Source organism: Pseudomonas sp. 9_2_1 (assembly GCF_059295275.1).
Genome location: NZ_CM181239.1, coordinates 3,525,576 through 3,537,799 on the forward strand (window position 1 = coordinate 3,525,576; position 12,224 = coordinate 3,537,799).

The window sequence follows — 12,224 nt, forward strand, 5'->3', positions numbered from 1 at the left end:
GTTACCGCTCGACTTCGCCTGCGTTGCAAAGACTGTTTAGATAAGACCACAGGCAGGCAAACCGGGCCGAGCGCCCGGCCACCTGATCAGGTCTTCAGCGGCGGGTCTTCTTTTCGGCCTCGGCAAGATGCTGATTAATCTGGTGCGTCTGTTCTTCCTGTTTCTTGATGGAGGTAGGCGTAATCACCTTGTCCACTGCCTCGGTATTCCGGTCCGGGCGCTCGAGCACCGGATTTGGGGTTCGCTCGCCTTGCTGCGCCTCTTCAGAAGAAAGCACCCGCGGGACTTTATCACCATCGCCAGTCTTGCCATCGTCATGTTTCATGGGCTGCTCCTCACATTGCAAAGTGTTCTCAGAAGAGCCCGACGGCAGCAAAAAGTTTGATCCGATCGCGTCAGCGCAGGTACCGCTCGAGCCTCAGCGCGTTACCCAGTGCCGCCCCGGAGGCCGTATTGTCGAACACGCACCAGGTAGCTGCGCCTGCAGCGTGGCTGTGCTGCAGCCGCTCAGCCAGCTGTTGCAGGTAGTGCTGCGAATACTCGCTGTGGTAGATCCTCGGTTCGCCGTGCAGTCGCCAGTAAACCAACCCAGGCCATCCAGCAGGTTGCGCATCGGCAGCGAAGCGTGAAGGGCTCGCCGCCACCTGGGCAATACGCAAGTCGATCAGCATCGGCTGCGCCGCTTGCCAACTGGCGTGCCTTGGCTCTACCGCCACCGGCCCGGCATGGCGTTGGCGCAGGCGTTCAAAGAAACGCCGGTCTCGGCTGGCATCATGGGCCAGCGATGGCGGCAGCTGTACGAGCAGGCAGCCCAGGCGGTCACCCAATTGCTGGCATTGGCCAAGAAACACATCTAGCGCAACCTCACAGCCTTCCAGACGCAGTTCGTGGGTGATGATTCTGGGCAGCTTGACGGCGAAGCGGAAATACTCCGGTACCGAGTGAGCCCAGCGGGCGTAAGTGGTAGGCAGGTGCGGCCGATAGAACGAGGTGTTGATCTCCACGGCACCAAACCGCGCAGCATAGCGCTGCAAGTGGCTACCCGACTGCTGGAACTCATCGGCGTACTGACGGGACAAGCTCCAGCCCGCGCATCCCACGTGGATCATCATGGCACTCCTTGGCACGCTGTTGCTGCAATGGAGTCGCCACGGCCGGTTGTCGTTCCGTTCACGCAATCGGATGGAACAGCCACTTCATCAGGGCGACCTAAGCGGGGTAACCACCGTAGAGGATCCCGCCATGATTGACCCCGACCGCCCCGACCCTTACATCGACGAGGTACTACATAACCCCGGCGAGCCGGCCCCCAGGCCTGAACCGGAGCAAGAGGCACCAGACTGGCCCGACGGCCAGGTTCCACCTGAGGAGCAGTCCGACGGTTGATCCCCTCGATGACCTGACGAGTCGGCCCGTCCGTCGACCGCATCGCACGACCCACTCCTCCCCCTGGCCGAACGCTAGGCAATTACCGCAAACAGGAGATTCATCATGAAGATAATGAAGCCTCATACATGGCTATTGGCGCTGTGCCTGGGTGCGAGCGCCCCCATTGTGCTGGCGGCTACCAACATGAACGATCAGCGCGCCCCTGGCACACAGACACAAGACGATGGCCAGATGAACGGCGGCGCCAGCGGGTCTGGTACACCGGGTGATGGCATGGGCACCGGGTCAGGCGGTACCGGTAGCAACGGCACTGACAATACCGGCGGAGATGGCACTACCGATGGTTCGGGCAGTGGCAGCGGGATGGGCGGTTCGGATAGCAGCGGCACAGGGACCGGCACGGGCACCGGTTCAGGTAGCGGAAGTGGAGGTTCGGGCGGTGGTGGCACGGGAGGTGGCGGTGCAGGGGGATGATGTCGGCTGACCCGCGCGAAACTGACGCGATGCCTGTGGGGCGGCAATCCCGCGCCCACAGCGGGGCAAAGCATCCCAGTCGACACCTTGCGCATGCTCTTGCGCGATGAAGGCCTTGAGAAGCCATACCTATCAGAGGTTCCTGCAGGCTGACCACGTACAACCTGTTGAAACTTTCCACTTTGCGGCCCAGTCCAGACCCTATCGATCACAGATAGGGAAAAGACGATGACAACGACAGTAGGCGACTTTCTGGTCGAGCGTTTGTACCAGTGGGGCGTTCGACGAATCTTCGGCTATCCCGGGGATGGCATCAATGGCGTATTTGGTGCATTGAGCCGCGCCAACGGCAAGATTGAATTCATTCAGGCCCGCCATGAAGAGATGGCCGCGTTCATGGCCAGCGCTCACGCCAAGTTCACCGGCGAGCTCGGCGTGTGCATCGCCACTTCCGGCCCCGGCGCCTCACACCTGCTGACCGGCCTCTACGATGCTCGCATGGATCACCAACCGGTACTGGCCATCGTCGGGCAGCAAGCGCGTGCGGCGCTTGGCGGGCATTACCAGCAAGAACTCGACCTGTTGTCGATGTTCAAGGATGTGGCCGGCGCCTTCGTGCAGCAGGCATCGACCCCGGAGCAGGTGCGGCACCTGCTCGACCGCGCAGTGCGGACGGCCGTCGGCGAACGCCGGGTCACCGCCATCATCCTGCCCAATGACGTACAGGACCTGCCCTATCAGGAGCCGGCAAGAGCACACGGCACGCTGCATTCGGGCGTTGGCTACAGCAAGCCCAAGGTCGTGCCGTTCGACGCTGACCTGCAACGGGCGGCCGAAGTGCTCAATGCCGGGCGAAAGGTGGCAATCCTGGTCGGTGCCGGCGCCTTGCAAGCGACCGAGCAGGTCGTAGCCGTGGCCGAAAAGCTCGGTGCCGGCGTGGCCAAGGCGCTGCTCGGCAAGGCCGTGCTGCCTGACGATTTGCCCTGGGTCACCGGCGCCATCGGCCTGCTCGGTACTGAACCGAGCTACCAGTTGATGAACGAGTGCGACACCTTGCTGATGATCGGCTCCGGCTTCCCCTATGCCGAGTTCCTGCCCAAGGAAGGCCAGGCCCGTGGGGTGCAGATCGACCTGCAACCAGACATGCTCAGCCTGCGCTATCCAATGGAAGTCAACCTGGTGGGCGATGCCGCCGAAACCCTGCGCGCCCTGCTGCCGCTGCTCGAGCGCAAAAGCGAGCGACGCTGGCGCGACAAGGTCGTAAGCTGGCGCGCGCACTGGGACAAGACCCTGGAGAAACGCGCGCTGGTCAAAGCCGACCCGATCAACCCGCAACGCGTGGTGCATGAACTCTCCCCTCGCCTGCCTGACCAGGCCATCGTCACCAGCGACTCGGGGTCATGCGCCAACTGGTTTGCCCGCGATCTGCAGATCCGCCAGGGCATGCAGTGCTCGCTGTCCGGCGGACTGGCGAGCATGGGCGCGGCGGTGCCCTATGCCATCGCCGCCAAATTCGCCCACCCGCAGCGAAGCGTGGTGGCGTTGGTAGGTGACGGTGCGATGCAGATGAACAACCTGGCCGAACTGATCACCGTGGCCAAGTACTGGCGCCAGTGGGATAACCCGAAGTGGATCTGCGCGGTGTTCAACAATGAAGACCTCAACCAGGTCACCTGGGAACAACGCGTGATGGAAGGCGACCCCAAGTTCGAGGCGTCACAGTCGATCCCCGACGTGCCCTACCACTTGTTCGCCATTTCCATCGGTTTGCAGGGCATCTATGTGGAGCGGGAGGAAGACATTGCCGGCGCTTGGGAACGCGCGCTGGCGGCTGACCGGCCGGTGTTGATCGAATTCAAGACCGACCCGAACGTGCCTCCCCTTCCCCCGCACATCAAGCTGGAACAGGCAAAGAAATTTGCCAGCACCTTGCTCAAGGGAGACCCCGATCAGGCAGGTGTCATCGTGCAGACCGCCAAGCAGGTCCTGAGCTCAGTACTGCCCGGCAAAAAATAGTGATAGCAGCAGCCCGCGCGCAGGCGCGGGTTAAGCTTTACGCGGCGTGCTTCAATGTTGTTCGCAGTGGCGGCACCGCCGCGCGCCGCAGCGAACGCAGCGAACGCAGCGTTCGCAGCACACCAGTTTATGTATTGCTGGGCACCGATGAGGCCAGCTACATCAGTGGTTCCCGGTACGCTGTCACCGGCGGTAAACCGATCCTTTGACGTGGCTGGCTACCACTAGAGGAGTCGACAAGCTGTCGAAACGTCCCTGGGCATCGGTGCGCAGCCAGAAGCCAAGTCTGCCTTCACCTCTATTTCTCGTCGTTTGCTAATGGGGTATTCCAGATCACCAGTTCGAGTGCGGCAGCGATCTGGATGCGATGGTCGGCAAACGGGATAGGCAGCAGGTCCTGTGCGCGCTCGAGCCGGCGCAGCAAGGTATTGCGATGGGTACCCAGCACCTCCGCGGTCTGGGTGACGTTGCAGCCATTGGCCAGAAAGACGTGCAACGAATGCTGAAGCACCGAGGGCTCGGTCGCCAGGCGCCCCAACGTGCTCAAGACGAACTGCCTGGCTGCGCGGGCATCCTGTGTCATCAACGACACCATCCTCACCTGATCGATCGTGGCGACTGCGGGTGAACCCGCCAAACGCCCCATCAACCGCTGGGTGGTCAAGGCTTCCAGGTGCGAGCGCCGGAAGCCATTCACCCCCGCGCCCGCCGAACCGATCGCCGCGCGAATCTTCGGAAATTGCCGGGCGACGCCTTGCAGCAGGTGCAGATCCAGCGGCTTTGACGCATTGCTCCAGGCCCACAGGGTCGCTGGGCCCGCGAACACGATCAGAGGCGCTAGCGTACCCGTGAGCTGCGCCAGGGCGCGCGCCATATCCTCCAGAGGACGAATCTCGGCGTCCGGGATTTCGCTCCAGACGAGGCAGGCATGGTGCCTCTGAGCCAGGCTGTAGCCCAGTCGCCTGCCTAACTGCTCCGCGTCCACATCCCTGCCATCGAGCAGCCGAGTGACCAGGCTGCGTTTGTCGATCGGATCGTCATGCGCCTGGGCGCTCTTTACTTCCAGGACAATCTGGGTCACCACACGCATGTTGCTGTCGATGAATTCCGAGATCGACCGCGACGAAACCTCCAGGAACTCCTCGAGCTCCAGTGGATCCTGTGTCAGGCTGAACGCCATCTTCATCCACAGCTCCCAGGCTGCGTTTTGTGTCGACCTTGCCACATTCATCAGCAGTTCGGCCCCCCCCCTGCGGGCAAGCTCCCTGGCCGTGTCCACCATATCAGCAGACACGTAGGGCTCCACCGGCTCTCCAGGGCGCTGCAGATTGGCGTTTGCCCAATGCAGCAACTCTGCCCGGTTGGCGCGCCGGCATGCCGCGAGGATGACCGGGTCCTCCAGCAGTTTGGCATCTTCCGCTGAAGAGAAAAGCGCCTGATTGAGGCGCTCGACCCACTCCGAGGGCAGCGCCTGAGCGAGTTCGGCGCCTTTGCGCATGAGCGCGCGAACGGCTTCCGAGGGGCGTGGCCAGGGCGATGGTGTGCTGGTCATGGGCAGGGCAAATCACTCAAAATCGTCTGGTAAATGGTGCTGTTCAGGCATTACCCCTCGGCGTGAAAACAATACAGGCACGCCTTCGGCGTTGAACAACGCCGCCGTCAGTGAGAGGCCATCAGCGCTCTGCGTTTCCTGGAAACTGTGCCCGCCATCGTTGCTCTTGACGCTCAGCCCATCCAGCCCGACCGCCAGCACACCAGAGCCGGCTACCGCGACGCAAGTGACAGAGCCCTTGCTTTGCGTTGGCACTCGGCGAAAGCCCTTGCCGTCCGCTGAACCCAGCAACAGGGTACCGCGCTGGCCACCCAGCAGCAGACGTCCATCGGCCATTACCGCGCCTGACCACAGTGTGCCTTCGTAGCCAGTATCCAGGTAACGCCAGTTTGTCCCCTCGTCCTCGGAGTACAGTACCTGCCCATGCTCGGCCGGGGCGTACAGCGTGCCGCGACTGTCGGCAAAAAGCCCCATCAGGTTGAGGTCGGCCCGCTTGGCCCCAGGGGGGGCCTGCACCGGCTGCTCGGCCCACGTCTGGCCTCCATCCACGGTGGTCAGCACCAACGACCAGAGGCCTACCGCCACACCCTGCCGGGCATTGAAGAAGTGCACCGCGAACAGTGGCCGGTCTTCTTCGGTGGCCAGGCGCTGGACCTGCCAGGACTCCCCACCATCGGTGGTGGCCAGGATCGCGCCCCAGTGGCCAACCGCCCAACCACGTTTGGCATCCACGAAAGACACGCCCGTCAACGGTGTGGACAGCGGTACCGACCTTGCCTGGCGCCACTGCATGCCGTGATCGTCGGACAACAGCACGACACCGTGGTCGCCAACGGCCACCATGCGCCCTCCCGCCAAGCCGGCGGCCAGCATGGTGGCCTGCGTGGCATTGCTCACCTGTATGGCCGGCACGGCCTGCAACGGCGCGGCCTGAAGCGACATCAGCGGCAATGCGGCTGCGAGCAAGGCCGCGGTTAATGAAACCCTGAACTTCATGCTTCTCTCCTCAGTGCACCAGCGCACCGATCATGCGCACAGGGCGCTTACGTGGGAATACCCGTTCCAGCCAGACGGCGAAGGCCGGCAGCACGGTCATGGCCATGACCATGTTGACGATGAACATGAAGGCCAGCAGCTTGCCCATGTCGGCCTGAAACTTGAGGTCCGAGAACGCCCAGGTGGCCACGCCCACGGCCAGGGTGATGGCGGTGAAGATCGTGGCGACGCCCACCTCGAGCAAGGCGTGCTCGACCGCCTTGGTAATCGGCTGGCCGTGGGCCAGGTGCAATTGCAGGCGGTTGTAGATGTAGAAGGCGTAGTCGACACCAATGCCCACGGCCAACACCATCACCGGTAAGGTGGCAATGGTCAGGCCGATCTGCAGCTCTTTCATGAACCAATAGCCAATGAAGGTGCCGATGGTCAGCGGCAGGCAGCACACCAGCACCGCCCGCAGGTCGCGGTAGACGGCGAACACCAGCAGCGCGATCGCGGCATAGACGTAGAGCAGCATGGGGGTTTCGCTCTTCTCCACTTCCTCGTTGATGGCGGCCAGGACACCGGCGTTGCCCGAGGCGAGGCGGATCGACAGGCCGGGCTGCGGATACTCGCTGCGGAACGCCTTGGCGGCCTCCACCACCCGGTTGATGGTCGTGGCCTTGTGGTCGGCCAGATACAGGTGCACGGCGGACATGCTGCAGTCGGTGCGCACCAGCCCGGGCGTACGCGCCACCTCGGTGGCCAGCGCGGCGTAGTTCATAGGGTCGATGGGCACCGCGGCCATCTTGGGATTACCCTCGTTGTACCCTTCGTTGAACTGACGCATGTTGCTGGAGAACGAAGCCACCGACAGCACTCCGGGCACACCCTGCATGGCCCAGACGAAACGATCCTGGTATTGACCCGCCGCGACATCCTCGCAGGCCGCCGCCCCGCCTTCACCAGAGGCCCCCTGGCCGGCTTCGAAAACCACGCTGAGCCAGTCCAGGCCAATGTCGTAGCTAGTGGCGATGGAGACGGCATCGCGATTGAAGCGCGAGTCCTCACGCAACTCCGGGGCCCCCGCCTGCAACGAGCCGACGACCCGGTCGTGGCTTTGCCAGATCGCCACCAGAAAGATCACCAGGGCCACGCCAAGCACCCACTGTGCGTTACGCCACTCGGCGAGCCGGGACAGGCCTCGCAGCCAGCGGGTACGGCGCTGCCGGGAAACTTCCTGGGTAGCCGCATAGCGGTCATCGACCCGCAGCATGGAAGCCAGCAAAGGCAGCATCAGCAGGTTGGTGATGATTTTGTACGCCACGCCCAGCGAGGCCGTGATGGCCAGCTCCCGCACCATCGGGATAGGAATCAGCAGCAGCGTCACGAACGACACCAGTGCAGTCACCAGGGCCAGAGTTCCCGGGATCAGCAAACCGGTGAAGCTCGAACGCGCCGCCGCTTCTGCGCTCTTGCCAACCGCTATCTCGCGTACGATGAAGTTGATCTGCTGCACCCCATGGGACACCCCGATGGCGAACACCAGAAAAGGTACCAGCACCGCCAGCGGATCAAGGCCGAAGCCCAGCAAGCGCAGGCTGCCGAACTGCCAGACCAGCGAGGCCAGTGAACACACCAGCGCCAGCAGCGTGAAGCGCAGCGAGTGGCAATACCAATAAACCGCAGCGGCGGTCAGCAACAGTGCCAGCAAGCAGAACTCCAGCACGGCTGAAGCGCCATCGGCAATGTCGCCGATCTGCTTGGCGAAGCCGATGATCTGGATTTCGAAGTCGCCGTCCTCGAACTGCTGACGAATCGCTTGCTCCAGCCGATGATTGAACGCGACATAATCAAGGTGGGTGCCATCGGCCTCATACTCATTGAGCTCCGCCGTGATCATCGCACTGCGCTGGTCACGGGACACCAGCGTGCCAATAAAGCCCCCTTGCGAGGTGGAGCTGGCGATCGCCGCGATGACCTGGTCGTTCAAGTGCTCGGGAGAAACCGTTCCCGGCACCAACGGATCGGCGCGAAAACCTTCTTCGGTGATCTCGTTGACGAAGGCATTGGGCGTCCACAACGAACGCACACTGCTGCGGGAAACCCCTGGCAGGAAGCTCACCGCCTGGGTCACGTCATACAGCCGCTTCAGGCCTGGGGCGCTCCAGATATCACCTGTGCGCGACCTCACCACGAGGGTCAGCCGGTTGGCGCCCATCAGGTCATTGCGGTACATCTGGAATGTGTCGATGTATTCATGGCCGACCGGCAGCTGCTTTTCGAAGCCGGCATCCATGCGCAGCTGCACAGCGAACCACGCCATGACCAGGGTGAACACGGCCAGGCTCGCCAGCACCAGCCGACGATGCCCGAACAGGACACGCTCGACGCGCGGCAGCACGCCTCGCGCCTGGATTTCAGTGAGTTTCACGGAACCGTTCACGGCAGGCCTCACAAGGTGCGGGAGATCGCGACGCCGACATAATCGCGGTCACGGTACAGCTGGTCGTAAGGGGTATCGCCGCCCATGAACTTGGCGTAGTTGAGGGAAATCTGCCAACTGGCCGGGTTGCGCACGAAGTTCAGGTACAGGTTCATGCTGCTCGCATCTTCGGTGAAGGTGGCAGTGAGGTTCGGCGTGCGCCCGCCTAGCGACCGCGCGTAGAAGATGCCCGGGGTGACCTGCCAGCCCGGCAACAATGTGCCGTCGTAGGTCATGCTGAAATCCAGGTTGATACCCGATGAGGTCTTGTCGCCTCGCGGCTTCGGCGCGGTTGCAGGGTCCAGCTGCCAGGTATTGAGCCCCGCAGCCAATGGCTCGCCATTCACTTCGTCATGCAGCCCCGGGTACCTGATGACCACCAGCTCGGTCACCAAGGTGCCCGAGCTGGCCCCGCTGAAATCGAGCAGCGTGGGGGAGTTGGACGGTGTGAAGCTGTACAGGCCGGTCAGGTGCCACTGGAATTTCTTTTCGTCCTTCCAGCACTTGCCGTCATTGCTCGCACACAGGTCGACGACCGGGTTGAGCATGACCGAATCCTTCGGCCGGTACGAAAGCTCCGTCCCCACCGCCCAGTCGCCGATCGGCATGTTGGCGCTGATGCCGTACATCATCCGGTCTTCCTGGTAGCGCCAAGTCGGTGCCGCCGCGAAGGTGTCCGGGTCAAGAATATCCACGCGCAAAGACGGCAACTTGTCGTGATAGCGCATCACATAGAAGCCATAGTTAACGTCGCTGTCCTCGGGTTGCCAACGCAGCGAAAGCCCCCACTGGCCGCTGTCCTTGGCCTTTTTCTCAGAGTACCCGTAGTCTCCCCTGCCCTCGCCGAGGGCGTTGGTGGTGGACCAGTAGCTGCCCACTGGCGGCAGCTCGCTCTTGTTCCAGCGGAACTGGTAGTAGGCCTCGACATTGACCCCAGCACCCAGGCCCGAGGCAACACTGAGCATCGGTGCCGGCAACACGGCCTCCTTGAGCTGCACGCCGGGGCGCGCCAAGGCCTGATAGTCGTAGGCATTGGTGTTGTTGATACCGCCCGCCACGAACAGGCTCTCGCCCCAGTTGATCACCTGATTGCCCAAGCGCGCCCGTACCCGCTGCCCGTCCACGTCGAAGCTTTTGCTCACCCAGAGGTCCAGCAGACGTGCCTTGAAAGCGAGGTCGTCACGGGCATTGTCGCTGAGCCCGTTGCTGCCGACACTCTCAGGGGTGTTGAACGACAGCGTGCCGGTGGTATCGGTGGCGGCGAAGTCGCGGATCCAGGTGCCACGCGCCATGAAGGTGACGTCCTCGGGCATCTTCAGCAACAGCTCGTGGGTGCCCTTGAGGTAGTTGGTGAACATATCGCCGCGGTCGTAGTTCAGGTCGCCCTGATCCGCCACGCCCGAGCTCTGCGCCAGGCAGCCGGAGGGCACATTGTGCCCGGTCGGTCCCTGGTTGATCAGGTTGCAGCCGCGCGACTCGGTACGCAGGCCCATGCCTGCGGTGATGGTGGAGTCGAACGAGCCATGAAGGGTTTCGGTTTCGAAGGTGAACCCCATTGCCAATGGGGTCGCGCACACGATGACAAGGCCTGATGCTTTGCTAATTATTTTTTTCATGCTGGCTCTCGATCTGACGTCGTTTTAGCGTTCGCTGATGGCTCGCAGGTTGTCGGAGGTGAAGAAATCGCGTTTGAGGCGGGGGCTGCTACCGTCCTCGGTGAGCCAGCGGATATCGTGCTTGCCCGCGCCGATCGAGCTCATGTCGAACAGATAACGGCCATCGACCAGGTTGTACTGGACCTGGGCCTGCACATCGCAAGCACCTGTCTCGTACACGGGGATAGAGAAGCCTTCACGCACCTTCCAGATCTGCCCTTGCTTGTCGTAGTCGACAGCCAGCAGGGGGTTCCAGCTGTCCTCATCGATGTAGAACATGCGCTTGGGCGCTTGGTGGCGCATGCCCTCGCGGACCTTGGCCTCGACCACCCAGACGCGGTGCAGCTCGTAGCGGCGCGACTGCGGCGCAAGCGAATCGTTGCCCGCGAAGGTCTCTGCCTTGGCGCTGGTGTCATAGGCGCCGAAGGCGTTGTACGGCACCAGCAGCTCCTGCTTGCCGACCAGTTTCCAGTCGAAGCGGTCCATGGTGCCGAAGAACACATTCGCCTCGTCGACGTTGTACTGGTTATCCAGCCCGATCTGCGGCGCGTCGTAGGAATACGACGGCATGCGCCGCACGCGCCGCTGGCCGGGGAAGTAGTAGAAAGTCGTCGCCTGCTCGCCGGCCACGGCCGTCTGCACTGCAGCCTGGCCGGCCAGTGCGGCGGGCTCCAGGTAACTGAAGAAACCGGCGTTCTCCAGACGGCCAACGGATGAGAACAGCGTGCTGCCCTTTTTGCCCCAGGGCGTATAGAAGATGAGGTCGGTGGACTGGCGCAGCCACTCCCCGCCTTTGCGCGGGGAAATGCCCGAGATGCTTTTTGGCAGTTCAACGCCAACGCCGCGGTAGCGCATCTTCATGTTCCACATCACCTCGGCGCCGCTGCTCGGCAAAGGGAACGGCGCACCCGGCAAATGGGCTTCCTCCAGCGCCAGTCCTGTGCCATCGAGTTTGGCGAAACCCACGTTCTGCCGAGTGTTCTGCGCCACGAAATTCGGCGCGTCGCAGGTGCGGCGGGTCGGGTAGACGTCCATCCGGTAGCCCGGAATCTTCTTGAACAGTTCCAGCTGGGCGGGAGCAAGCTTGCTCGCGTGCTGCGCCACATTGCTCGAGTCGATGCTGTACAGAGGTTTGTCGCCCTTGAATTTCCAATGCTCCCCTCGTACCTGGCCATAGCTCCAGCCCGCCCCTTGCGGCCCCGGCGCTGTCCAAGCTGGAATATCGCCGCTTGGGCTGGCGGCGACCTCCCCGCCCAGTGGCGTCAGCTTCGAACCCAGCGCCTCGGCCCCCTGGGGCGCGGCCTGCACCGAACAGATGGCGGCCGATGCCGCCAGGGTAACCAGCAGCTGCCTGAAAATACGGCGGGCGGAAACTTCACCTTCCGGCCGTGCAGTGACTTCTTTCATAAGGGGTTCCTCGAACATAGGGCTTGGGCCGGCTGCTCGATCTTTCCGGGCGGAAAAATCGGTGCCTGGCACATCTTGATCATCCGACATGGTCATCTGACCATGTCGGATGATCAACACGCAAACCACATGCCATAATGCTTGACAGGTGGATTACATCAGGTAAATCAGCTAGTTAACATTGGTTGTCGTTTATTACGTGCCAGGCGCCTGCCCTTTACTGGGAATTAAGGAAACATGTGTTACCGAAAGATGCTCGTTTATAATGCAC

The 12,224-nt window shown here is 62.5% G+C and carries 9 protein-coding genes and 1 pseudogene; 3 read left to right on the plus strand and 7 right to left on the minus strand.

Going from position 1 to position 12,224, the window contains the following annotated elements:
- Positions 1-94 precede the first annotated feature (94 nt).
- On the minus strand, positions 95-325 hold the full coding sequence (locus AC5O5I_RS15865; protein ID WP_172285530.1) for a hypothetical protein: 231 nt from the start codon (positions 323-325) through the stop codon (positions 95-97).
- 70 nt (positions 326-395) lie between these two features.
- Positions 396-1,109: a DUF72 domain-containing protein gene (locus AC5O5I_RS15870; protein ID WP_172227194.1), complete on the minus strand. Its 714-nt coding sequence runs from the start codon at positions 1,107-1,109 to the stop codon at positions 396-398.
- A 133-nt stretch (positions 1,110-1,242) separates the two neighbouring features.
- Between AC5O5I_RS15870 and AC5O5I_RS15875 the strand changes: the two genes are divergently transcribed.
- The 3 genes and pseudogenes from AC5O5I_RS15875 to AC5O5I_RS15885 all read left to right on the plus strand — a co-directional run.
- Positions 1,243-1,386 carry a hypothetical protein gene (locus AC5O5I_RS15875; protein WP_172227192.1) on the plus strand — a complete coding sequence of 48 codons (144 nt, stop codon included), beginning with the start codon at positions 1,243-1,245 and terminating at the stop codon, positions 1,384-1,386.
- 705 nt (positions 1,387-2,091) lie between these two features.
- Positions 2,092-3,879 (plus strand): thiamine pyrophosphate-requiring protein, encoded by a 1,788-nt coding sequence (locus AC5O5I_RS15880; RefSeq protein WP_494511112.1) that lies wholly within the window; start codon positions 2,092-2,094, stop codon positions 3,877-3,879.
- Positions 3,880-3,998: 119 nt separating this feature from the next.
- Positions 3,999-4,088, plus strand: a pseudogene (locus AC5O5I_RS15885) (NAD(P)-dependent oxidoreductase); the annotation flags it as partial.
- A gap of 89 nt (positions 4,089-4,177) precedes the next feature.
- Here AC5O5I_RS15885 and AC5O5I_RS15890 read toward each other — a convergent pair.
- Genes AC5O5I_RS15890 through AC5O5I_RS15910 form a run of 5 tightly spaced genes read right to left on the minus strand, consistent with a single transcriptional unit; the run spans position 4,178 to position 11,953 of the window.
- On the minus strand, positions 4,178-5,431 hold the full coding sequence (locus AC5O5I_RS15890; protein WP_494511113.1) for a PucR family transcriptional regulator: 1,254 nt from the start codon (positions 5,429-5,431) through the stop codon (positions 4,178-4,180).
- A gap of 12 nt (positions 5,432-5,443) precedes the next feature.
- Positions 5,444-6,427, minus strand: a complete 984-nt coding sequence (locus AC5O5I_RS15895) for a WD40/YVTN/BNR-like repeat-containing protein (protein ID WP_172285527.1) — start codon at positions 6,425-6,427, stop codon at positions 5,444-5,446.
- 10 nt (positions 6,428-6,437) lie between these two features.
- On the minus strand, positions 6,438-8,852 hold the full coding sequence (locus AC5O5I_RS15900) for an efflux RND transporter permease subunit (protein WP_494511114.1): 2,415 nt from the start codon (positions 8,850-8,852) through the stop codon (positions 6,438-6,440).
- 8 nt (positions 8,853-8,860) lie between these two features.
- A complete protein-coding gene (locus AC5O5I_RS15905; RefSeq protein ID WP_372242851.1) occupies positions 8,861-10,507 on the minus strand; it encodes a DUF1302 domain-containing protein in 1,647 nt (548 codons plus the stop codon).
- A 24-nt stretch (positions 10,508-10,531) separates the two neighbouring features.
- Positions 10,532-11,953 (minus strand): DUF1329 domain-containing protein, encoded by a 1,422-nt coding sequence (locus tag AC5O5I_RS15910; protein ID WP_494511115.1) that lies wholly within the window; start codon positions 11,951-11,953, stop codon positions 10,532-10,534.
- Positions 11,954-12,224 lie beyond the last annotated feature (271 nt).